The sequence below is a fragment of the Georhizobium sp. MAB10 genome, from assembly GCF_045012825.1.
Lineage (GTDB): Bacteria > Pseudomonadota > Alphaproteobacteria > Rhizobiales > Rhizobiaceae > Georhizobium > Georhizobium profundi.
This window is the reverse complement of sequence record NZ_CP118314.1, coordinates 2,589,656-2,610,152: the sequence shown is the minus strand read 5'-3', so window position 1 is coordinate 2,610,152 and position 20,497 is coordinate 2,589,656. Positions and strand designations below refer to the sequence as shown.

The window sequence follows — 20,497 nt, the reverse complement described above, 5'->3', positions numbered from 1 at the left end:
GGTTTGATGAAAACCATCCTCTGCTTCGGCGATTCCCTCACCTGGGGCACCGATGCCGCCACGGGCGGTCGGCATGACTATGCCGATCGCTGGCCGTCTTCGTTGAAGGCGCATCTCGGGGGTGATGTCGATGTCATCGCGGAGGGTCTTGGCGGCCGCACGACGGCTTACGACGATCCGACGGCTCTTGCCGAACGGGCAGGGACCAAGATCCTGCCGACGCTTCTCTCGAGCCACGAGCCGATCGATCTCGTCATCATCATGCTCGGCACCAACGATCTGAAAGCGAAGGTCGCCGGCCGCGCCATCGATGCGATGCTCGGCATGGAGCGCCTGGTGGAGCAGGTGAAGCATCACACCTGGCGCCCACTCTACGATGCGCCGGAAGTCCTGATCGTCGCGCCGCCGATCATTTGCGAGACCGCCGATCCGATCTTCTCGGCGATGTACAGCGGCGCGATTGAACAGTCCGAGATGCTTGGGTCTTTCTACGCCGATCTCGCAGACGAAATGGGCTGCGGCTTTTTCGATGCATCGTCGGTCGCCGTGACGACCCCGATCGACGGCGTGCATCTCGATGCAGACAACACACGCGCCATAGGCAAGGGCATAGCGCCGATCGTCCGGGTCATGCTCGGGATCTAGAGCGTTTCCAGGTGAAGTGAAAAGGATAGGGACATGGCCGAAAGCTACGACGTCATCATCATCGGTTCGGGCCCCGGCGGCTACGTCACCGCGATCCGCGCTGCTCAGCTGGGCTTCAAGACGGCGATCGTCGAGCGCGAACATCTGGGCGGCATCTGCCTGAACTGGGGCTGCATCCCGACCAAGGCGCTTCTGCGCTCGGCCGAAATCCTCGATCACGCCAACCATGCCAAGGATTACGGCCTGACGCTGGAAGGCAAGATGACCGCCAAGGTGGAGGATGTGGTCAAGCGCTCCCGTGGCGTCTCGCTGCGTCTCAATGGCGGCGTCGGCTTCCTGATGAAGAAGAACAAGATCGACGTCATCTGGGGCGAAGCCGAACTGACAAAGCCCGGCGAGATCAAGGTCTCGGCGATGAAGAAGAAGCCAGTCGAGCCTCAGCCGCCGGTGCCCAAGGGCACGAAGGGTGAGGGGATCTACACCGCCAAGCACATCATCCTGGCGACCGGCGCACGGCCCCGCACGCTGCCCGGCATCGAGCCTGACGGCAAGCTGATCTGGACCTATTTCGAGGCCATGGTGCCGCAGGAGATGCCGAAATCGTTGTTGGTCATGGGCTCTGGCGCCATCGGCATCGAATTCGCATCATTCTACCGGTCGATGGGCGTCGACGTCACTGTCGTCGAATTGATGCCGAATATCATGCCGGTCGAGGATGCGGAGATTTCGGCCATCGCCCGCAAGGCGCTCGAAAAGCGCGGCATGAAGATCATCACAGAGGCGAAGGTCAGCAAGGTTGACAAGGCAGCCAACTCGGTCACGGCCCATATCGAGACCAAGGATGGCAAAACCCAGACGATCACCGCCGACCGTCTGATCTCGGCCGTTGGTGTTCAGGGCAACATCGAAAATCTCGGGCTCGAAAAGCTTGGCGTGAAGACCGACCGCGGCTGCGTGGTCACCGACGGCTACGGCAAGACCAATGTCGCCGGGCTATATGCGATCGGAGACGTTGCAGGGCCGCCGATGCTCGCCCACAAGGCCGAGCATGAAGGCGTGATCTGCATCGAGAAGATCGCGGGCGTCCCAGGCGTGCATGCCATGGACAAGAACAAGATCCCGGGCTGCACCTATTGCCACCCGCAGGTTGCGTCGGTCGGCCTGACGGAAGCCAAGGCAAAGGAAGCCGGTCGCGATGTCCGTGTCGGACGCTTCCAATTTGCCGCAAACGGCAAGGCGATCGCGCTCGGTGAAGACAACGGGCTGATCAAGACGATCTTCGACAAGAAGACCGGCGAACTTCTCGGCGCCCATATGGTCGGTGCGGAAGTGACGGAACTGATCCAGGGGTTCGTCGTCGCGATGAACCTCGAGACCACCGAAGAGGATCTCATGCACACGATCTTCCCGCATCCGACGCTATCGGAAATGATGAAGGAAAGCGTGCTCGACGCCTATGGCCGTGTTTTGAACGCTTGATCCACGTCTGCCGGTCCATCAGCAAATTCGAAGACACCGGGAACCGCGAGGCATTTGTAACGTTTTAAGGCCGACTTCTAATTGATGGAAAAGGAGATGGGGTCATGGATCTGAACGGCATGGGACTGCTGGGCGCAATTATCGTCGGCGGCATCGCGGGTTGGCTCGCGGAAAAGTTCATGAAGAGCAATCACGGCGTCTTCATGAATATCATTCTCGGCATCATCGGTGCCGCGCTGCTGAACTTCCTGCTGAGCGTACTCGGCATCTACACCGGCACCGGCGTTCTGATCTACTTGATCGTTGGCTTCATCGGCGCTTGCATCCTGATCGCTCTCGGTCGCGCCATCAGGCGATAATCGATCGCGAGCAATGCTTTGAGACAAGGCCGCCATGCAGATGGCGGCCTTACTTTTTTCTCGTCGACCGACTATAACCGCTCCATCTAATTCATCGCGCGCCAAACCGCGTTCTGGAGCATTCATGGTTACAGTGCTGGACACCATCGCCGAAGCAAAGCAACGTCCGCGGCACCCGGAAAAGGCGCATCGGCCGGATACGGAAATCGCCCGCAAGCCGGAATGGATCCGCGTCAAGGCGCCCACATCCCAAGGCTATCGCGACACGCGCGAACTGGTGAAGTCGCACAACCTCGTCACGGTTTGCGAAGAGGCCGGCTGCCCCAATATCGGCGAGTGCTGGGAAAAGAAGCACGCCACTTTCATGATCATGGGCGAGATCTGCACCCGTGCCTGCGCGTTCTGCAACGTCGCGACCGGGATGCCAAATGCGCTCGATCCCCATGAGCCGGAAAATGTCGGTCTCGCCGTCGCGAAGATGGGCCTGAACCATGTTGTGATCACGTCGGTCGACCGCGACGATCTTGCGGATGGCGGCGCCCAGCATTTCGTCGAGGTGATCCACGCAATCCGGCGCCACGCGCCGGGTACGACGATCGAGATTCTCACGCCCGATTTCCTGCGCAAGCCGGGTGCCCTAGAAGCCGTGGTCGCGGCGCGGCCGGATGTCTTCAACCACAATCTGGAGACCGTTGCGTCGAACTATCTCACGGTCAGACCCGGCGCTCGATATTTCCACTCGATCCGCCTGCTGCAACGGGTGAAGGAACTCGATCCAACGATCTTCACCAAGTCCGGCATCATGGTGGGTCTCGGCGAAGAACGGAACGAAGTGCTGCAGCTGATGGACGATCTGCGCACCGCCGATGTCGATTTCATCACCATCGGCCAGTATCTGCAGCCGAGCCGAAAGCATCACCGGGTCGTCAGTTTCGTGACGCCGGACGAATTCAAGTCCTATGAGACCGTCGCCTATTCAAAGGGCTTCCTGATGGTGTCGGCCAGCCCGCTGACCCGTTCCTCGCATCATGCGGGCGACGATTTCGCCCGGCTTCGTGCAGCGCGCGAAAAGAAGCTCGCGCTGGCATCCTGAACGCGCTCTCGACGCCGTGTCGGCCTTTCCGGGTCGACATGGCGCGATCAGCTCTTATCTATGGGAAAATCGTCTTTTCCTGAAGCGGCACTGCCGCCAACCGCCGTGATTTATGCCTCAGTTCGAAACAACCCGCCACGTGAACCACTCCGCAAGCGACATGTTCGCACTCGTTGCCGATGTGCAGCGCTATCCCGAGTTCCTGCCGCTTTGCGAAAGCCTCACGGTGCGCTCGCGCAAGGAGGGCGAGGACGGCAAGGAGCTGCTCGTTGCCGACATGGCGGTAGGCTACAAGGCCATACGCGAGACGTTTGCGAGCCAGGTCGTCCTGCGCCCGACCGAGAATCGCATCGATGTGAAGTATATCGACGGCCCGTTCCGGTATCTCGACAACCGCTGGACGTTTGAGGACAAGGGCAAGGACAGCTGCGCCGTGCACTTCTTCATCGACTACCAGTTCCGCAACCGCATGCTGGGCATGCTGATGGGAACGATGTTCGATCGCGCCTTCCGCACATTTGCAGAAGCATTCGAGCGCCGGGCCGACGAGATCTACGGCCGGCGCAAGCAGACGGGCTGATCTTTCGAGAGATCAGAGCGCTGCGCGGATTTTCTCCGCATTGGCCTTCAGGACGTCCGGATCTTCCATGGTGCCCGTGTGCGGCTTCAGCGCGACGCCGTCGAAGCGTGGGATCACGTGAACATGCAGATGGAAAACCACCTGGCCGCCCGCGCTCTCGTTGAACTGCTGAATGGTCACGCCATCCGCATCAAAAGCCGCCTTCACGGCGCGGGCCAGCTTTTGAACGGTGACCATCACATGCGCGAGATCGTCGGGCTCGACATCCAGCATGTTGCGTGACGGAGTCTTGGGCAGGACGAGGCAGTGGCCGTCACCGCGCGGCATGATGTCCATGAAGGCAAGCGTGTGCTCGTCCTCGTAGACGCGATGGGCCGGCAGTTCGCCGCGCAGGATCTTGGCGAAAATGTTGGCGTCGTCATAAGCCGCAGGCGTGGTCATTGTCAGGTCTCCATGAGTTGCGTCCATGTGCGGAATTGTCGACCGGCCCGTCAAGTCTCAGCCTTTGCAGCGCCCGGAAATGCCAATCTTGACCTCAGTGCCCGACCGTCCGCGAAAAGAGATTGACGATCAGAACGCCGGCGATGATCAGCGCGAGTCCGATGACGGCCGGAAGATCGAGCCGCTGCCCGAACGCGAAATAGCCGATCGCTGCGATGAGCACGATGCCTGTGCCTGACCAGAGCGCATAGACGATCCCGACGGGCATCGTCTTCAGCGTCAGCGACAGGAAGAAGAACGCGATGCTGTAACCGCCGATGGTCACGAGCGAAGGCCACAGCCGCGTGAAGCCTTCCGACAGTTTGAGCGCGGACGTGGCGATCACCTCGAAGATGACGGCGACGACGAGGTAGACGTAAACCATGGGGCTGCTTTCGGGCGCGTGGGGCGACGGGTCTCCCGTCTAGCCCGTCGGGCGGGCGAAAGCGAGCGTCATGCCTTCTTGAACGGCCCGTGTTCGGTGAGGATTGCGCCGATCTGGTCGACTTCGCGGCGTTCCCGCTCGAGATAGTCAGCAACCGCGCGCTTCAGCCCCGGATGAGCAATGTAATGGGCAGAGTGGGTCGTGACCGGCAGATAGCCGCGCGCGAGCTTGTGTTCCCCTTGAGCGCCGGCCTCGACGCGGGGCAGGCCACGCTCGATCGCGAAATCGATGGCCTGATGGTAGCAAACCTCGAAATGCAGAAAGGCATGATCTTCGATGCAACCCCAGTGCCTGCCGAAGACGCAGTCGCCGCCGATGAAATTGATCGCACCGGCGATGTAGCGTCCTTCCCGCTTGGCCATGACTAGCAGGATGTCGTCTGCCATCGTCTCGCCGATCAGACTGAAGAAGGCACGGTTGAGATAGGGTCGACCCCATTTGCGCGCACCGGTATCGATATAGAATGCGTAGAACGCGTCCCAGTGCTCTTCGGTGATCGATGCGCCCGTCAGGCGCTCGATGGAAATACCGTTTTCCACCGCCTGCTGCCGTTCTCGCCTGAGCGCTTTGCGTTTGCGTGAGGCCAGCGTGGCGAGGAAATCGTCGTAGCTGGCATAGGATTCGTTGTGGAAATGAAACTGCTGGTCGGTCCGATGAAGAAAGCCGGTCTCTTCTAAGGTCGGCATCTCGCCCTCTGGGATGAATGTGATGTGTGCCGACGAGATGCCGAGCCGGTCCGTTAGCGCGATGAGGCCTTGCGCCAGCGCAGTCTGCACGACGGGCCGACGTGTATCGGCAGGCGCCAGAAGACGAGGACCAGTCGCTGGCGTGAAGGGGATCGAAGCCTGCAGCTTGGGATAATATTCGCCACCGGCACGCTCGAATGCATCCGCCCAGCCGTGATCGAAGACATATTCGCCCTGGCTGTGGCTCTTGAGATAAGCCGGAACGGCGCCGCAAAGTGCGCCGTCCGGGTCCTTCAGCATCAAATGGCGCGGCAGCCAGCCCGTTTTCGCGGCGACCGAGCCGGATTGTTCGAGCGCGGACAGGAAGTCGTAAGAGAGAAACGGATTGTAGGGTATTTCCGCTGTCGCGCCGGTCCGCGTCGTTCCGACGAGCTTATCCCAGCTTGAGCGCTCGATGTCGGCCATCGACGACGCCACCTCGATCGTGAACTCGATCTGGCCGCGATCTTCAGCAGCGTCTCCGGCAGTCATCGCATTCCCCATATCCGCACGTGCGAGAAAGGTAGTGCGCCGCCTGACGATTTTAAGGCCCGCCTAGCTTGGCGATGACGCCACGCCGCGCGGATCGAAACCCTCGAAGGTGATCTGATCCGCATGGCGCATGCTGTGATGAAGCGCCGCTTCGTCGCGCACCGTCCAGGTGATGACCGGCTTGCCGCTTTCCCGCACGCCATCGATGAACGGGTTCGGTAGATGGAACGCGCAATAGGACACGAAATCGAGCCCGAGCCGCATCGCATCCTCGTGCCGCTGCAGGTCTTCGGTCCGCTGACCTTCGGCTGTCAGGCCAAGCGGGTAGGGGCATTCGAGCGCCTTCAGATCCCGGATGAGCCAGTGGTCGAACGACATAAGCGCAACTGGTCCGTCGTAGCCGTCGAGGTCTTCGAGAACCGCTCCGGCGAAATCGTCGTCGTCACCTTCGCAGCCTTTCAGCTCCACGACGAGCGGAACACGCCCGGCGACCAGCGCAAGCAGCTGCTTGAACGTCGGGATCCGCTCCCTGGTGCCACCCACGGTCAAGAGAGCAAGCTCCGTCGAAAGCCTGTCGCGGGTCCGCCCGGGCAGGCTGCAAAGCCGCTCCAGCGTATCGTCATGAAAAACGACCGGAACGCCGTCTGCTGCAAGATGGAGGTCGCACTCGATGGCGAAGCCGGCCTCCACCGCCCGCTCGAATGCGGCAAGCGTATTTTCCCAGATGGTGCGGTTGAGGTCATGATAGCCGCGATGGGCGATGGGATGTTCAGTCAGCCAGGCAAGCGTCTGCATCGGTGTTCTGCGGCTCGTCGTTGAGAGAAATCAGGCGATCTGGAAGATGGCGTCAACCTCGACGGCCGCATTGAGCGGCAGCGAGGCCGTGCCGACCGCGGCACGCGCATGCTTGCCCTTGTCGCCGAGGATTGCCGCAAAAAGATCGGACGCGCCGTTGACGACGAGGTGCTGCTCGACGAAGTCCGGCGTCGACGCGACATAGCCCGTGATCCGAACCAGCTGCACGATCCGCTCCAGATCACCACCAAGCGCCGACTTTGCCTGTGCCAGAACGTTGATGGCGCAAAGCTCGGCTGCCGCCTGGCCCGCCAGCACCTTGTGATCGTGGCCGAGATGGCCCGTATAGGCGAGATGCCCGTTTTCCAGGGGCAGCTGGCCGGAAATGTAGAGCATGTCTCCAGCGATCACCCAAGCAACATAATTGGCAGCTGGAGCAGCCGCCTGCGGAAGATCGATCCCGCGTTCGGCAAGTCGTTCGGCAATCGTGTTGTCCATGAAGATACACCCGTTTTTTTGCGCCTAAGATGTCTTATGGGGGCACGGCGTCAAGCGCCTCGCTTTTGCCCCGAGGCATCCTGTAACATGTGTCAGGTTTTGCTAGGAGACATGAATGTTGGGATTTGCCGGTCGTATTGCATTTGGATCAGCTGCGGCACTGGCGGGGCTGCTTTCGACCACTGCGCTCAGCATTGCGCAGCCGGCAGGTGCCGCAGCGCTCGTTCCGCATCGCGCCGTCTATGATCTGGAACTCGCCAATTCGGAAGAGAGATCCGGCATTTCAGGCGTCTATGGCCGCATGGTCTACGAGATGAACGGCTCGGCCTGCGACGGCTTTACCGTGAACTTTCGATTCGTGACGCGAATCGACACCGAGGAATTTTCCCGGGTCACCGACCAGCAGACGACGACTTACGAGGATCTGCGCGCCGGCACCTTCGAATTCGTCAATCGCTCCTTCGTGGACGATACGCTCGACAGCGAGACGCGGGGCTCGGCCCGCCGCACGGATGATGCCATCGATGTCGAGATGGAAGCTCCCCAGCAGATATCGCTGGCGCTCGATCGTGCGCTGTTTCCGACCGATCACATGATCGAGCTGATCGCTAAAGCGAAAGCCGGCGAGCGCTTCTACCAGTCGCACATCTATGATGGGTCGGACGATGGCGACAAGATCATGTTGACGACGACGGTCATCGGTGAACCACGGGAGCCGAGCGCCCAGGATGCCGAAGCGAAGCAGGCTGGCCCCTTCGCCAACGACACCGCCTGGCCAGTAACGATCGCCTATTTCAACGAAGCGGAAAGCGGTGATGAAGTGCCGGAGTATCAGATCTCGTTCAAGCTTTACGAGAACGGACTGACCCGCGACCTGGAAATGGACTACGGCGACTTCGCGCTGCGCGGTACGCTCGCCGGCCTGGAAGTGTTCGACGCCAAGGAATGCGCCGAACAACCCTAGTCGTCAGATGCCCGCATACCATTCGTAAGCGCCGGCATCTTCCCAGTAACCGCCACGACCCTGGCCGATCCGTTCGAGGCTCTCCACGGCTTCGATGCGCATGACGAACTTCGCGTGCTTGTAACCGAGTTGACGTTCCACCCGCAGACGCAGCGGCGCACCGTGGCCCAAGGGTAAGTCGCCGTCATTCATGTCGTAGGCAAGAATCGTCTGCGGATGAAAGGCTTCGACGAGGTCGATGCTCTCGTAATAGGGCGTCCCGCGAAAGTCATCCGCACAGTGGAAGACGATGTAGCGGGCGTTGGGCGCGAGCCCCGCACGCTCGAGCAACGGGCCAAGCTGCGCGCCCGTCCATTTGCCGATCGCGCTCCAGCCTTCCACGCAGTCATGTCGGGTGATCTGGGTGCGGGCGGGCAGGGCGCGAAGCTCGGTGAGCGAAATGGATTGCGGCCGCGCCACGAGCCCATCGATGCGGAGGCGATAGTCTGAAAAACCCGAAGCTGCGTGGCGCTCCCATTCCGCGCTTTCCGGCCGCGTATTGCCGTTCATGCGGAATGTCGGCGACAGCGCCTCGGGCGGATACTCACGCGCCAGGGCGTCACCGACGATAAATCGCTGGATGCGGTAGCTCAGCCATTCGCCGCCCGAGAGAAACTGGCGGAACGCCGGGCTTTGGCCGAGTGCATCGCAGCCTGATAACGCCATTGCAGAGCCGGTGAGCGCAGCACCCGTGATCAGCCGGCGCCTGGAAAGAAGAGTGGTCATCGTGTTTTCTCCTGGGGCAGGCGATAGCGACCGGTGATCATGGAGCGGACCTCGTTGATAGGCCCTGCCAGCGCGACCATGGCGAGATGGACGAGGATGAACGCCACCATGGCGAATGCCGCGATGAAATGGATGGAGCGTGCGGATTGTCGGCCGCCAAAGAGATCGGTCAGCCATGGCCATGCGGCGACCATCGTCGGCGACATCGTGAGGCCGGTGAGCACGAGAACGGGCAAGAGCACGGCCAGTACAGACAGATAGGCGAGCTTCTGCAGCACGTTGTAATGGCGCGCGGCTTCGCCCGTCGGGAACTTGAGCCTTGCATGGGCTGCGATGTCACCAAGAAGATGCGAGGGCGCCAGTTCGGCACGCTTGGGCAGCAGATCGCGCCGCAAATGGCCGTTCACGAGACTGATCAGCGCGTAAAGCGCAAGACCGCCTGCGAAAAGCCAGCCGAAGGTCAGATGCCAGCGCCGTGAAAGCGCGAGATTGTAGCTGGACGGGATCGTGACCCAATGCGGGAAGGCCCGGTTCTGCCAGGCGCCTTCGGCATTCTGCCAGCGACCCAGAACGCCCGTCGTGTCGACCTGAAGGGTGCCGACGCGCAGATAGCCGCGCTCCTGCTCCGCGCCGATCTGCAGCCATGCGGGGTCGGGATTCGCAACGTAATCGCCCCAGTAGAGGCGGGGATGAGCGTTGAAGATCATCAATCCGCTCATCAGCATGACAAGAAAGACGACCACATTCGTCCAATGCCACAGCCGCGTCGAAAGCCGGTGACGGCGAACGACGATCGGCCCATCTGCGATCGGCGGTGAAAACTCGTTTGCAGACATGGCGGCGCTCCGGGCGGGTTGCGCCGGGTGACGCCTGTCGCGGGTCACCCGGCTCCAAGGCATGCGGCGATGCTTACATCGTCTCCGAAATCATGCTGTCGGGTGCGTCGGCGCAGGCGGTCGTGACACTGGCAACGGTTGCGTCTGCAGCCATGTCGTCAGCGGCCATATCGTCGGACGCCATGTCATCGGCAGCCATGTCATCGGCAGCCATGTCGTCAGCAGCCATGTCATCTGCGGCCATGTCATCGGCAGCCATATCGTCAGCGGCCATGTCATCAGAAGCCATGTCGTCGGCCATCATGTCGTCGCTGTGAAGCGCCTCGACGGCAGCCATCTGTCCCGCCTCGTCGAGCGCAAGGAAATCGGCGCAGGTGAGATCCGAACCGCTCTGTGCGAAGGCCGGCATGGCAAGCATGAGGGTGAGGGCAGTCGTTGTCAGGATCGTCTTCATGGTGGTGGCTCCCAGGGGTTGCCGCCTCAGCGGGCGGTGAGGGCCAATCCACACGAGTTGCCGATCACTGTCGAAACAACACTGCGCGCGTTTTTGTCGCGCACAACTCACGCCAATGAAGTCTCTGCGTGAGATCAGCGTGATCGTTTCTGGCAAAGTTGAGGTAGACGGGGCTAAATCCCCAAAGTCACCTTGGCGCGGGTGCCGGGATGCTGCAGCTCGTAAGTCAGCGTCGCACCGAGATTGGCGGCCATGGAATTGACCAGGCGCGTGCCGAGCCCTGTGCCCTTGGTGCTCTGGCTGGTCCCGTCCCAGCCCACGCCGTCGTCTTCTACGACGAGCACGGCGCCATCCGGGATGGCGTCGAGGAACACGCGCACTTCGCCCTTCACGCCCTCGGCATAGGCATATTTCAGCGCGTTGGTCACGAGCTCTGCAGTCATGATGCCGATGGAGATCGCCATGTCGGTCGGCACCCGCACAGCATCTATACGGATCCTGAGCCGGGCGCTCGAGGCGAGCGACATGTCCAGTTCCTTGACCAGCGTCGTCAGGTACTCGCCGATATCGACGAAGCGAACATCGTCGGACGTGTAGAGGCGTTTGTGTACGCCGGCGATGGCGGAGATGCGCGCCTGGGTCTCGATCAGCGCATTCTTGGCGGCGGGCTCGCTCAGGCTGTTGGCCTGCATGCGGATCAGCGCCCCGACGATTGCGAGACTGTTCGCCACGCGGTGGTTCACTTCGCTGAGCAGCAGCTCCGCGCGCTCCTTGGCCTCGCGCAGTTCAGCTTCGACGCGCTCCTTGGCGCGCATCAGCCGTGCGCGCTCGACCGCCTGATCGATCGCGCTTGCAAGGAGCTCGGGGAAGTCTTCCGACACGCTTTTGGTGACGTAGTCGAAGGCGCCCGCCTTCAGCGCCGCGACGGCGATCGCAGTTTCCGCCGAGCCCGTGACGTAGACGACCGGCGGCGCGTGTTCGATGCTGGCGAGTTCCGCGAGCACGTCCAGACCCGTTCCACTATCGAGATAGTGGTCGAGACCGATGACATCGATGCCGCCGGCACGGATTCGCTCCAGGCCGGCACTGGCCTTGTCGGCACGCTCCACTTCATAGCCTCGGCGCTCCAGATTCTTCTGAATCAGACGCGCCAGTCCGGGATCGTCATCGATGTAGAGAACGCGCGTCGGCCGGGAAGCCATCATCAGGCACTTTCGGGGATCTGCATCACCGAGAAGAACAACCCAAGCTGGCGGATCGCATTGGCGAAGCCTTCATAGTTGACGGGTTTGGTAATGTAGACGTTAGCACCGAGATCGTAGCAGCGCTGGATCTCGCGCTCGTCGTCCGTCGTCGTCAACACCACGACCGGTGCCCGCTTGGTGTTCGGGTTTGCCTTGACCTTCTCGAGGATCGAGACGCCGCTCATGTCCGGCAGATTGAGATCGAGCAGGATGAGGAGATGGCGGCTTGCGCTGACATCGCCCGAGCCATCGGAGCCGAAGAGATGGGCAAGCGCGCTCGTTCCGTCGGTGAACGGAATGATCTCGTTGCTGACGCCGGCGCGCCGGATGTTCTTCTCGATCAGCCTGGCATGTCCTTCGTCGTCTTCGATCATCACGATCGTGACGGGCTTCGCTTCACTGCTCATTGCATGCTCCCGATAAATCTACGCATATCGCGGGCCAGAACGACCCTGAATGTCGACCCTTTGCCGAGCTCGGAGGTGACAGTGATGTCGCCACCCAGATTTCGAACGAGGGTCCTCACATGGGCAAGGCCGATGCCTTCACCCGGTTTGCTTTGCTCTCCGGACCGGCGAAACAGTTCGAAGACGCGTTCGTGGTCGTCGGCCGCAATCCCCCGGCCATTGTCGGCGACATCGATCGCGATGCGGTTGCCGATCAGCTTCTCGCCCGAGATCTTTATGCGCAACGGTCGGCTCGCGTCTGCGTACTTTACCGCATTGTCGAGCAGATTGCCGAATATCTGATCGAGAGACATGCGGTCGGACAGAATGGTCGGCAGGTCGTCGGCAACTTCGATGACGCCGTCGAGCTCGCCGACCTGATGCTGGATCGCGTTCGCGCTGGCCTGAAGCATGTTCGTCAGATCGATCGATTCGGCCCTGATTGGTCTGCGCCCGTCGCGGGAGATCTTAAGAATGGCGTTGATTAGCCCATCCATCTTCCGGGTCGACGAGCGAATGAAGCCGACCGCTTCCGGCAAATCTTCCGTCGCCGCCAGCCGCGCGTCGCTGGCAAGCTGGTCGTCACCGGCGACGTCGCTCCGCTCCATGTAGTCGCGGATAGGCTTGATGCTGGCTTCGAGTTCGCTCGTGAAGCCCATAATGTTGACCAGTGGCGCCCTGAGATCGTGCGTCACGATGTAGGCGAAGCGCTGGACCTCTTCGTTCGCTCGTGCAAGTTCGGCGGTACGTTCTGCGACGCGCTCCTCGAGCGTGATGTTCGTCGTCGAAAGAAGTCTGCGCGCCTCGGCGATCTCGCGCGTGTAGAGAATAACGACCCAGGCGCTGCCGCCGACGACGGCAATGATGACGAGCGCGCCAATCAGGCTGGTCCAATAGAGAGCCGAAGCACTGCCCCTTTGCTGGGCTACGCTTTCGGCGAGCCGCTGGTCGGCGTCCTGAACGATACCGGTAAGGAGCTCCCGCAGCTCGCTCATCGCTATCTGGCCCGTGTCGGCCTGGACGAGCGCCAGAGCTGCCTCGCGGTCGCCGGAGCGAGCAAGACGGATCGTCTCTTCCAGTTCGGTGAGTTTGACGGCAGCCGCATCGTCGATCGCCGCTGAGATGCCATCGCCATTCGGGCGAGACTGAAGAAGAGTCGTCAAACGCTGCCGATGCGATTCAAGCTCCTGCCGGGCCTGGTTGTAGGGCGCGAGATAGACTTCGTCTTGTGTCAGCAGAAAGCCACGCTGACCCGTCTCGGCATCCTGCAGCGCGGTGCGGAAGTCGAGTGTTGCTGCACGCAGATCGCGAGCGGCCAGAACCTCATTGAAATGGTCCTGGCTTCGATTGCCGAGCCAAAGGCTCATGCCGACGATGACGAGCAACGCGGCAAGTCCGGCCAGCATGAGAGCTGCCGTCGTACGGACGAGGGTCGAACTTGAAATGGGCATGGGGCGCGATCTTGTGGAAACGATGTTTGATGACCGAAAAGCAGGCCTTGTGCAAGCGAGTTGTCAAATGACGGAAACTCTTCCCGACACCGTGCATATTTGGCATCAGGAGCGCGGATGCACGGCTCGGGGCTGTGGCTGGGGGAGCCCATGACAGGCTTGCGGAGGGCAGTGGGTTGCCATTCTTCGACGAGTTCTATATGGCAGCGACCATTCCACACGCGCGGTTTGGGATTGGCCGGGAGAAATCCGGTCCGTTCCGCCGGTGGCCGAAAGGCTGTTGCTGCGCGGAGGTTCAACCGGAAAGGATACACAAGGCATGTCACTGCCCGATTTTTCCATGCGCCAATTGCTTGAAGCTGGCGTTCACTTTGGTCACCAGACCCACCGTTGGAACCCCAAGATGAAGCCTTTCATCTTCGGTGACCGCAACAACGTCCACATCATCGATCTCGCTCAGACCGTTCCGCTCCTGCACCAGGCGCTGAAGGTCGTGTCTGACACCGTCGCCGGTGGCGGCCGCGTGCTCTTCGTCGGCACCAAGCGCCAGGCGTCCGAGATCATTGCCGATGCCGCAAAGCGTTCGGCTCAGTATTACGTCAACGCCCGCTGGCTCGGCGGCATGCTGACGAACTGGAAGACGATCTCCAACTCGATCCAGCGCCTGCGCAAGCTCGACGAGCTGCTCGCCGGCGACGCCCAGGGCCTGACCAAGAAAGAGCGTCTCAATCTCGATCGCGAGCGCGAGAAGCTTGAGCGTGCGCTTGGCGGTATCCGCGATATGGGCGGCACACCGGACCTGATCTTCATCATCGACACCAACAAGGAAGCGATCGCGATCGACGAAGCCAAGCGCCTCGGCATTCCGGTCGTTGCCGTTGTCGATTCGAACTGTGATCCCGACCGCGTCGACTACCCGATTCCGGGCAATGACGACGCCGCCCGTGCGATCTCGCTCTATTGCGAACTGATCTCGCGTGCCGCTCTCGACGGCATTGCGCGCCAGCAGGGTGCTTCTGGCGTTGACGTCGGCGCATCCGCCGAGACGCCTGTCGAGCCTGCGCTTGACGACGCCGGCAGTGTCGAGGGCGAAGGCGCCACCGCCTAAGCTCCGATCGTCCTGCATTCAGACGGCCGGCGCCGCGAACAATCGCTTCGCCGGCCGTCATGCTTATGAAGACGATGTCGGCTTATTTTGTCGCGTTTTCCAGACGGTGAACCGGTATCCACTTCACCTGGAAACGCTCTAACGTGCCGAAGAATTCGACAGGGCGCGGTCTCCACGCCCCAACCAGGTCCCGCCCAAGCCGGCCGGACCATGACAGACGACAAGAGGCTAGAATGAACATTACCGCTCAGATGGTGAAAGAACTGCGCGAAAAGTCCGGCGCAGGCATGATGGACTGCAAGAAGGCGCTGGCCGAAACCAATGGCGACATGGAAGCAGCGATCGACTGGCTGCGCGCCAAGGGCATCGCCAAGGCTGACAAGAAGGCCAGCCGCACGGCTGCCGAAGGCCTGGTCGGCGTAGCCAGCGAAGGCACGAAGGCTGTCGTCGTCGAGCTGAACTCGGAAACTGACTTCGTTGCGCGCAACGACAAGTTCCAGGATCTCGTCTCAGGTGTCGCCAAGGTCGCGCTTACCACGGACGGTTCCGTCGAGGCCGTTTCGGCAGCTACCTACCCGGCAACGTCCAAGCCCGTCGGCGACACCATCAAGGATGCAGTCGCGACGATCGGCGAGAACATGGCGCTGCGCCGCACCGCTCTTCTGACCGTGTCGGACGGCGTCGTCGCAACCTACATGCATAACGCCGTTGCCACCGATCTCGGCAAGCTCGGCGTGCTCGTTGCGCTGGAATCGACCGGTGACAAGGACAAGCTCAACGCCATCGGTCGCCAGGTTGCCATGCATGTGGCAGCGACCAACCCGCTCGCTCTGACCTCGCAGGACGTGGATGCGACGGTCGCCGAGCGCGAGCGTCAGATCTTCATCGAGCAGGCGCGCGAGTCCGGCAAGCCGGAAAACATCATCGAGAAGATGGTGGAAGGCCGCATGCGCAAGTTCTACGAAGAAGTTGCTCTGCTGTCGCAGGCCTTCGTCATGAACCCCGACCACACGGTCGGCGACGCCGTGAAGGCAGCCGAAGCTGAAGTCGGCGCACCGATCAAGGTCACGGGCTTCGTCCGCTTTGCTCTCGGTGAGGGCATCGAGCGCGAAGAAACCGACTTCGCAGCCGAAGTCGCGGCGGTCGCCAAGGGCTGATTGCCCGATCGATTGTCCACGGCCGTGAACACCGCAAGGGCACTGCGTGACAACGTGGTGCCCTTCGTGTATGCGGCTTGTCCAGCTTCAGAAAAAGACGAGTGAACGCATGAAAACCGATGCCCCGCGCTACAAGCGCATCCTGCTGAAGGCCTCGGGTGAGGCGTTGATGGGCAGTCAGGGCTTCGGGATCGACGTCGAAGTGGCCGACCGCATCGCCAGTGACATCGCCGAAGTGCGCGCCATGGGCGTCGAGGTCGGCGTGGTTGTCGGAGGCGGCAACATCTTCCGCGGCGTGGCCGTTGCCTCCAAGGGCGGCGATCGCGTGACGGGCGACCACATGGGCATGCTCGCAACGGTCATCAACGCCCTGGCGCTGGCAACTTCGCTGCGCAAGCTCGGCATCGACACCGAGGTTCTCTCGGCCATTGCCATGCCGGAGATCTGCCAGAGCTTCTCGCAGCGCGCAGCCCTGCATCACCTCGACAAGGGCCGGGTCGTGATCTTTGCCGGTGGGACGGGCAACCCGTTCTTCACGACCGATTCCGCCGCTGCGCTCCGCGCTGCCGAAATGGGCGCCGAAGCGATCCTTAAGGGCACTCAGGTCGACGGAATTTACTCGGCCGATCCGAAGAAGGACCCGACGGCGACCCGCTTCGACAGCCTGACCCACGCCGAAGTGCTCGACAAGGGCCTGGCGGTCATGGATGTCGCCGCCGTTTCGCTCGCGCGCGAAAACGCGATCCCGATCATCGTATTCTCAATCCACGAAAAAGGCGGCCTGGCCGCCATCGTAACAGGCGGCGGCCGCGGTACGGTCGTCACCGACAGATAGAATGAGGTGGCTGGCGAGCGTTGTCGCGCCGCCGATCACCCGCGCATGGGAGCATGAATCATGGCTGATGGAACGAACTTTTCCGAGCTGAAGCGGCGCATGGAAGGTGCCGTCACGGCATTCAAGAACGACGTCAACGGTTTGCGCACGGGCCGCGCATCGGCAAACGTACTCGATCCGGTGATGGTCGAGGCCTATGGCTCGCGCATGCCGCTCAACCAGGTCGCGAATGTCGGTGTCGCGGAAGCGCGCATGTTGTCCGTGCAGGTTTGGGACAAGCAGATGGTCGGCGCCGTCGATCGCGGCATCCGTGAAGCCAATCTCGGCCTCAACCCGATCGTCGACGGCCAGACGCTGCGCATTCCGCTGCCGGACCTCAACGAAGAACGCCGCCGCGAGCTGGTCAAAGTGGCACATAACTATGCAGAGACCGCGCGAGTCGCTGCGCGCCATGTGCGCCGCGACGGCATGGACGAGTTGAAGAAGAACGAAAAGGCGGGCGTCATCAGCCAGGACGACAGCCGCCAGCAGTCCGATCGGGTTCAAAAGATGACCGATGAGACCATTGCCGAGATCGACCGCTTGCTCGTCGATAAGGAAAAGGAAATCATGCAGGTCTAGATTGGCGCCTGCATGACCGGGCGACCAAGTCGTTCTCGGTGCGAAGCCTTAGCGGAGTTTTGCCTTTGACCACGCCGCATCACGTCGCGATCATCATGGACGGCAATGGCCGGTGGGCCAAGCGGCGCGGCCTTCCACGGACCATGGGACACCGCAAGGGTGTCGAAGCCGTGCGCGAAACGGTGCAGGCAGCAGGCGAGGCGGGTGTCCGCTATCTCACGCTGTTTGCATTCTCGTCGGAGAACTGGAACCGCCCGGAAGAAGAGATCACCGATCTCATGGGGCTGCTGAAGCTCTTCATCCGGCGCGACCTGGCGGAACTCCACAAGGAGAACATTCGCATCCGTGTGATCGGAGATCGGGCGCGGCTGGATCGCGAGATCCTGGGCCTCCTGGTCGAAGCGGAAGAGCTGACCCGCAACAACAGCGCGATGCACCTCGTGATCGCGTTCAACTATGGCGGGCGGGACGAGATCGTGCGTGCCGCCAAGCGTCTGGCCGAAGCGGTCGGGCGAGGCGAGTTGTCGCCGGCCAACGTCAACGAGCACACGCTGTCGGCCTTTCTGGATACGGCGGGCATTCCCGACCCGGATGTCATCATTCGCACGAGCGGCGAGCAGCGGTTGTCGAATTTTCTCCTGTGGCAGGCGGCCTACACGGAATTCGTCTTTGTGCCGGTGCTCTGGCCGGACTTCGACAAATCGGCCTTTCACCGCGCGCTGGATGAATACGCTTCGCGGGAGCGCCGCTTCGGGGCCGTTCCCGAACGCGATGTCGCGCTCGGTTCGTGATGCAGCTGGAATTGAAGCAGCGGGTCGTTTCCGCAGTCATCCTCGGCATTGCAGTCCTGCTTCTGGCCTGGTTCGGCGGCCTTCCGTTCCGCATCTTCTGCGCCATCCTCGCCGCGCTGATCTACTATGAGTGGACCACGATGGTGCAGGCCGAACGCCGGTCCCGCCCAGCCTTTCTCGTCGGCTGGGCGAGCATGGGCGCCATCATGTGGTTCATTGTCGGCAATGCCTTTGCCTATTCCACCGGCGCAATCCTAATCGGTGCGGGCGCGGTTGCTCTCGCCGCCCGGACAAGCGGCCGTGGCCCGTGGATGGGCCTCGGCGTTCTCTATGCCGGCTTTTCCGGCTTGGCCCTTGCGGCGTTACGCGATGACACAGCACTGGGTCTCATCGGAATGGCGTTCGTCTTCGCCGTCGTCTGGGCGACCGACATTCTCGCTTATTTCTGTGGCCGGGCTTTGGGCGGACGCAAGCTCGCCCCGAAAATTTCGCCCGGCAAAACCTGGTCCGGCGCGATTTTCGGCATGTTCGGGGGGATCGCCGCAGGCACGGCGGTTGCGCTTTTGACACTGGACAGGGGAGGGATCTGGATTCCGATCCTCTGCGCGGTCCTGTCGGTCGCCAGCCAGGTGGGCGATCTGTTCGAATCCTGGATGAAGCGGCGTTACGCGGTCAAGGATTCCGGCAGGCTCATTCCGGGCCACGGCGGCGTCATGGACAGGGTCGACGGTCTCGTATTTGCCGCTTTTGCAGCCTTTCTCATAGCGCTGGTGATCGCGGGCGGGATTCCCAGCTCGTCCAGCGGTTCACCGATTGCCTGGGCGCTGTTGGGCGGATAGGACCCAGCAGTCGTCACTCACATGAATTCCAGGCGCATCTCAAGGTGCGCCGCTCTTGAGCAGGGACACGTCCGATGGATGCGCTGGCATCGACCTTCGCCTTTCTGACCGGCTACATTCTGCCATTCCTCGTGGTTTTGACGATCGTCGTCTTTGTCCATGAAATGGGCCACTACTTGGTTGGACGGTGGTGCGGCATCCGCGTGATGGCATTTTCGGTCGGCTTTGGACCTGAAATCTTTGGGTTCAATGACAAGCACGGCACTCGCTGGAAGCTCTCCGCTATCCCGCTCGGCGGCTATGTGAAGTTCTTTGGCGATGAGAACGCCGCGAGCGTGCCCGACAATGATGGCTACGCAGCCATGAGCGAGGCCGACCGCCGGAGCTCTTTCCAGGGGGCGGCCCTGTGGCGCCGTGCCTTGACGGTCGCGGCAGGGCCGATCGCCAACTTCATCCTGGCGATCGCGATCTTCGCCACTGTCTTCACGCTGTATGGTCGACCGGTCTCCGATCCAGTCGTCGCCGAAGTGCAACCGGGCAGTGCGGCAGAAACCGCTGGCATCGCGCCTGGCGACATCTTCGTCGCCATCGACGGTAACCCGATCGAGACCTTCGATGATGTGCGCCGTTACGTATCGAGCCGCCCGGAAGTCGAGATCACCGTCACCATGCAGCGGGATGGCGTCGAGCGCGACTTCACGTTGGTTCCGGCCCGCGAGCAGATCGAGGACAATTTCGGAAATCGCCTGGAAGTCGGCCTGATCGGCGTCGTCACCAACCAGGACACCGGCAATTTCCGGACAGTCGAGATGGGGCCGTTGGAAGCGACGGGACAGGCGGTTGCCGAGACGAGCTATATCGTCACCCGCACTTTCGGCTACATCCGCAACATTATCATTGGCCAGGAGAAGGCTGATCAGCTCGGCGGGCCGATCCGGGTGGCTCAGGTTTCCGGCCAGATGGCGACGCTTGGCATCCTTGCGGTGATCCAGCTCGCCGCGGTGCTGTCGGTTTCCATTGGACTGTTGAACCTTATGCCGGTACCGATGCTGGACGGCGGCCATCTGGTCTTCTATGCGATTGAGGCGATCCGGGGGCGACCTCTTGGCGAGAATGCGCAGGAGATGGCATTCAGGATCGGTTTGGGGATGGTGCTGGCACTGATGGTCTTTGCGACCTGGAACGATGTCAACATGCTGTTGGGTTAGTCGCTGAAACGCTGCTATCCACCCGAAAATAAAGGGATTGTTTACGACGTTTGAAGGCTGGAGTGGCCTTTGGGCCACGCCTTGAAATGAAGTAAACAGAAATTAACCGCCAGCCTTGCTTGTAGGGCAAAAGCGGGTAAAAAACGACGGACTATTCGGAATCGGGGCATCCGTCTGGTGTGGTGGT

At 61.5% G+C, this 20,497-nt stretch carries 24 protein-coding genes; 13 read left to right on the top strand and 11 right to left on the bottom strand.

Annotated elements, in window-relative coordinates; translation table 11 throughout:
• Nucleotides 1-3 precede the first annotated feature (3 nt).
• The 5 genes from PU133_RS12380 (at nucleotide 4) to PU133_RS12360 (ending at nucleotide 4,156) form a co-directional block, all read left to right on the top strand.
• The gene (locus PU133_RS12380) at nucleotides 4-645 is read left to right on the top strand and encodes an SGNH/GDSL hydrolase family protein (RefSeq protein ID WP_404861947.1); all 642 of its coding nucleotides are present in this window, start codon (nucleotides 4-6) and stop codon (nucleotides 643-645) included.
• 33 nt (nucleotides 646-678) lie between these two features.
• A complete protein-coding gene (lpdA, locus tag PU133_RS12375) occupies nucleotides 679-2,124 on the top strand; it encodes a dihydrolipoyl dehydrogenase (RefSeq protein ID WP_404861946.1) in 1,446 nt (481 codons plus the stop codon).
• A gap of 104 nt (nucleotides 2,125-2,228) precedes the next feature.
• Nucleotides 2,229-2,483, top strand: coding sequence for a GlsB/YeaQ/YmgE family stress response membrane protein (locus PU133_RS12370; protein ID WP_126010431.1), 255 nt, complete (start codon nucleotides 2,229-2,231; stop codon nucleotides 2,481-2,483).
• Nucleotides 2,484-2,607: 124 nt separating this feature from the next.
• Nucleotides 2,608-3,576, top strand: a complete 969-nt coding sequence (lipA, locus tag PU133_RS12365) for a lipoyl synthase (RefSeq protein ID WP_404861945.1) — start codon at nucleotides 2,608-2,610, stop codon at nucleotides 3,574-3,576.
• A 112-nt stretch (nucleotides 3,577-3,688) separates the two neighbouring features.
• Complete coding sequence (locus PU133_RS12360) at nucleotides 3,689-4,156, top strand: type II toxin-antitoxin system RatA family toxin (protein WP_404861944.1); 468 nt, start codon at nucleotides 3,689-3,691, stop codon at nucleotides 4,154-4,156.
• 12 nt (nucleotides 4,157-4,168) lie between these two features.
• Here the strand turns inward: PU133_RS12360 and PU133_RS12355 are convergent, their stop codons facing one another.
• The 5 genes from PU133_RS12355 to PU133_RS12335 all read right to left on the bottom strand — a co-directional run bounded on the left by PU133_RS12355 (nucleotide 4,169) and on the right by PU133_RS12335 (nucleotide 7,591).
• Entirely contained in the window at nucleotides 4,169-4,597 is a 429-nt protein-coding gene (locus PU133_RS12355; protein ID WP_404861943.1) for an HIT family protein, read from the bottom strand.
• Between the two features lie 94 nt (nucleotides 4,598-4,691).
• Nucleotides 4,692-5,021, bottom strand: coding sequence for an SMR family transporter (locus PU133_RS12350; protein ID WP_126010427.1), 330 nt, complete (start codon nucleotides 5,019-5,021; stop codon nucleotides 4,692-4,694).
• Between the two features lie 68 nt (nucleotides 5,022-5,089).
• On the bottom strand, nucleotides 5,090-6,232 hold the full coding sequence (locus tag PU133_RS12345) for a GNAT family N-acetyltransferase (RefSeq protein ID WP_404864527.1): 1,143 nt from the start codon (nucleotides 6,230-6,232) through the stop codon (nucleotides 5,090-5,092).
• Between the two features lie 129 nt (nucleotides 6,233-6,361).
• A complete protein-coding gene (locus PU133_RS12340; protein ID WP_404861942.1) occupies nucleotides 6,362-7,093 on the bottom strand; it encodes a glycerophosphodiester phosphodiesterase in 732 nt (243 codons plus the stop codon).
• Between the two features lie 30 nt (nucleotides 7,094-7,123).
• On the bottom strand, nucleotides 7,124-7,591 hold the full coding sequence (locus tag PU133_RS12335; protein ID WP_404861941.1) for a RidA family protein: 468 nt from the start codon (nucleotides 7,589-7,591) through the stop codon (nucleotides 7,124-7,126).
• Nucleotides 7,592-7,706: 115 nt separating this feature from the next.
• Between PU133_RS12335 and PU133_RS12330 the strand changes: the two genes are divergently transcribed.
• Nucleotides 7,707-8,555: a cell envelope integrity EipB family protein gene (locus PU133_RS12330; RefSeq protein WP_404861940.1), complete on the top strand. Its 849-nt coding sequence runs from the start codon at nucleotides 7,707-7,709 to the stop codon at nucleotides 8,553-8,555.
• A gap of 3 nt (nucleotides 8,556-8,558) precedes the next feature.
• Here the strand turns inward: PU133_RS12330 and PU133_RS12325 are convergent, their stop codons facing one another.
• From PU133_RS12325 to PU133_RS12300, 6 genes are all read right to left on the bottom strand, one after another.
• A complete protein-coding gene (locus PU133_RS12325) occupies nucleotides 8,559-9,320 on the bottom strand; it encodes a molybdopterin-dependent oxidoreductase (protein WP_404861939.1) in 762 nt (253 codons plus the stop codon).
• A complete protein-coding gene (locus PU133_RS12320; protein ID WP_404861938.1) occupies nucleotides 9,317-10,156 on the bottom strand; it encodes a cytochrome b/b6 domain-containing protein in 840 nt (279 codons plus the stop codon). Before PU133_RS12320 ends, PU133_RS12325 begins: the two co-directional genes overlap by 4 nt.
• A 73-nt stretch (nucleotides 10,157-10,229) precedes the next feature.
• The gene (locus tag PU133_RS12315; RefSeq protein WP_404861937.1) at nucleotides 10,230-10,610 is read right to left on the bottom strand and encodes a hypothetical protein; all 381 of its coding nucleotides are present in this window, start codon (nucleotides 10,608-10,610) and stop codon (nucleotides 10,230-10,232) included.
• A gap of 173 nt (nucleotides 10,611-10,783) precedes the next feature.
• Nucleotides 10,784-11,812 (bottom strand): sensor histidine kinase, encoded by a 1,029-nt coding sequence (locus PU133_RS12310; RefSeq protein WP_404864526.1) that lies wholly within the window; start codon nucleotides 11,810-11,812, stop codon nucleotides 10,784-10,786.
• A 2-nt stretch (nucleotides 11,813-11,814) separates the two neighbouring features.
• Nucleotides 11,815-12,261, bottom strand: coding sequence for a response regulator (locus PU133_RS12305; protein WP_126010421.1), 447 nt, complete (start codon nucleotides 12,259-12,261; stop codon nucleotides 11,815-11,817).
• On the bottom strand, nucleotides 12,258-13,751 hold the full coding sequence (locus PU133_RS12300) for a CHASE3 domain-containing protein (RefSeq protein WP_404861936.1): 1,494 nt from the start codon (nucleotides 13,749-13,751) through the stop codon (nucleotides 12,258-12,260). Before PU133_RS12300 ends, PU133_RS12305 begins: the two co-directional genes overlap by 4 nt.
• Nucleotides 13,752-14,070: 319 nt before the next feature.
• On the opposite strand from PU133_RS12300, the gene rpsB reads away from it, so the two are divergent.
• The 7 genes from rpsB (at nucleotide 14,071) to rseP (ending at nucleotide 20,310) form a co-directional block, all read left to right on the top strand.
• A complete protein-coding gene (gene rpsB / locus PU133_RS12295; RefSeq protein ID WP_126010419.1) occupies nucleotides 14,071-14,859 on the top strand; it encodes a 30S ribosomal protein S2 in 789 nt (262 codons plus the stop codon).
• Between the two features lie 233 nt (nucleotides 14,860-15,092).
• Entirely contained in the window at nucleotides 15,093-16,016 is a 924-nt protein-coding gene (gene tsf / locus PU133_RS12290) for a translation elongation factor Ts (protein ID WP_404861935.1), read from the top strand.
• A gap of 109 nt (nucleotides 16,017-16,125) precedes the next feature.
• A complete protein-coding gene (gene pyrH / locus PU133_RS12285; protein ID WP_126010417.1) occupies nucleotides 16,126-16,851 on the top strand; it encodes a UMP kinase in 726 nt (241 codons plus the stop codon).
• A 60-nt stretch (nucleotides 16,852-16,911) separates the two neighbouring features.
• Nucleotides 16,912-17,472, top strand: coding sequence for a ribosome recycling factor (frr, locus tag PU133_RS12280; protein WP_126010416.1), 561 nt, complete (start codon nucleotides 16,912-16,914; stop codon nucleotides 17,470-17,472).
• 95 nt (nucleotides 17,473-17,567) lie between these two features.
• Nucleotides 17,568-18,263, top strand: a complete 696-nt coding sequence (locus PU133_RS12275) for an isoprenyl transferase (protein WP_404864525.1) — start codon at nucleotides 17,568-17,570, stop codon at nucleotides 18,261-18,263.
• Nucleotides 18,263-19,102, top strand: a complete 840-nt coding sequence (locus PU133_RS12270) for a phosphatidate cytidylyltransferase (RefSeq protein ID WP_404864524.1) — start codon at nucleotides 18,263-18,265, stop codon at nucleotides 19,100-19,102. The genes PU133_RS12275 and PU133_RS12270 overlap by 1 nt, the downstream gene beginning before the upstream one ends.
• A 74-nt stretch (nucleotides 19,103-19,176) precedes the next feature.
• Nucleotides 19,177-20,310, top strand: a complete 1,134-nt coding sequence (rseP, locus tag PU133_RS12265; protein WP_404861934.1) for an RIP metalloprotease RseP — start codon at nucleotides 19,177-19,179, stop codon at nucleotides 20,308-20,310.
• Nucleotides 20,311-20,497: the final 187 nt, after the last annotated feature.

What these genes read in the sequence shown, in the direction of transcription:
- frr (WP_126010416.1), top strand. Translation starts at nt 16,912, where the DNA reads ATGGCTGATGGAACGAACTTTTCCGAGCTGAAGCGGCGCATGGAAGGT.
- tsf (WP_404861935.1), top strand. Translation starts at nt 15,093, where the DNA reads ATGAACATTACCGCTCAGATGGTGAAAGAACTGCGCGAAAAGTCCGGC.
- PU133_RS12305 (WP_126010421.1), bottom strand. Translation starts at nt 12,261, where the DNA reads ATGAGCAGTGAAGCGAAGCCCGTCACGATCGTGATGATCGAAGACGAC.
- PU133_RS12340 (WP_404861942.1), bottom strand. Translation starts at nt 7,093, where the DNA reads ATGCAGACGCTTGCCTGGCTGACTGAACATCCCATCGCCCATCGCGGC.
- rpsB (WP_126010419.1), top strand. Translation starts at nt 14,071, where the DNA reads ATGTCACTGCCCGATTTTTCCATGCGCCAATTGCTTGAAGCTGGCGTT.
- lpdA (WP_404861946.1), top strand. Translation starts at nt 679, where the DNA reads ATGGCCGAAAGCTACGACGTCATCATCATCGGTTCGGGCCCCGGCGGC.
- PU133_RS12355 (WP_404861943.1), bottom strand. Translation starts at nt 4,597, where the DNA reads ATGACCACGCCTGCGGCTTATGACGACGCCAACATTTTCGCCAAGATC.
- PU133_RS12345 (WP_404864527.1), bottom strand. Translation starts at nt 6,232, where the DNA reads ATGGCCGACATCGAGCGCTCAAGCTGGGATAAGCTCGTCGGAACGACG.
- PU133_RS12330 (WP_404861940.1), top strand. Translation starts at nt 7,707, where the DNA reads ATGTTGGGATTTGCCGGTCGTATTGCATTTGGATCAGCTGCGGCACTG.
- pyrH (WP_126010417.1), top strand. Translation starts at nt 16,126, where the DNA reads ATGAAAACCGATGCCCCGCGCTACAAGCGCATCCTGCTGAAGGCCTCG.
- PU133_RS12370 (WP_126010431.1), top strand. Translation starts at nt 2,229, where the DNA reads ATGGATCTGAACGGCATGGGACTGCTGGGCGCAATTATCGTCGGCGGC.
- rseP (WP_404861934.1), top strand. Translation starts at nt 19,177, where the DNA reads ATGGATGCGCTGGCATCGACCTTCGCCTTTCTGACCGGCTACATTCTG.
- PU133_RS12320 (WP_404861938.1), bottom strand. Translation starts at nt 10,156, where the DNA reads ATGTCTGCAAACGAGTTTTCACCGCCGATCGCAGATGGGCCGATCGTC.
- PU133_RS12335 (WP_404861941.1), bottom strand. Translation starts at nt 7,591, where the DNA reads ATGGACAACACGATTGCCGAACGACTTGCCGAACGCGGGATCGATCTT.
- PU133_RS12350 (WP_126010427.1), bottom strand. Translation starts at nt 5,021, where the DNA reads ATGGTTTACGTCTACCTCGTCGTCGCCGTCATCTTCGAGGTGATCGCC.
- PU133_RS12315 (WP_404861937.1), bottom strand. Translation starts at nt 10,610, where the DNA reads ATGAAGACGATCCTGACAACGACTGCCCTCACCCTCATGCTTGCCATG.
- lipA (WP_404861945.1), top strand. Translation starts at nt 2,608, where the DNA reads ATGGTTACAGTGCTGGACACCATCGCCGAAGCAAAGCAACGTCCGCGG.
- PU133_RS12270 (WP_404864524.1), top strand. Translation starts at nt 18,263, where the DNA reads ATGCAGCTGGAATTGAAGCAGCGGGTCGTTTCCGCAGTCATCCTCGGC.
- PU133_RS12310 (WP_404864526.1), bottom strand. Translation starts at nt 11,812, where the DNA reads ATGGCTTCCCGGCCGACGCGCGTTCTCTACATCGATGACGATCCCGGA.
- PU133_RS12325 (WP_404861939.1), bottom strand. Translation starts at nt 9,320, where the DNA reads ATGACCACTCTTCTTTCCAGGCGCCGGCTGATCACGGGTGCTGCGCTC.
- PU133_RS12360 (WP_404861944.1), top strand. Translation starts at nt 3,689, where the DNA reads ATGCCTCAGTTCGAAACAACCCGCCACGTGAACCACTCCGCAAGCGAC.
- PU133_RS12275 (WP_404864525.1), top strand. Translation starts at nt 17,568, where the DNA reads ATGGACGGCAATGGCCGGTGGGCCAAGCGGCGCGGCCTTCCACGGACC.
- PU133_RS12300 (WP_404861936.1), bottom strand. Translation starts at nt 13,751, where the DNA reads ATGCCCATTTCAAGTTCGACCCTCGTCCGTACGACGGCAGCTCTCATG.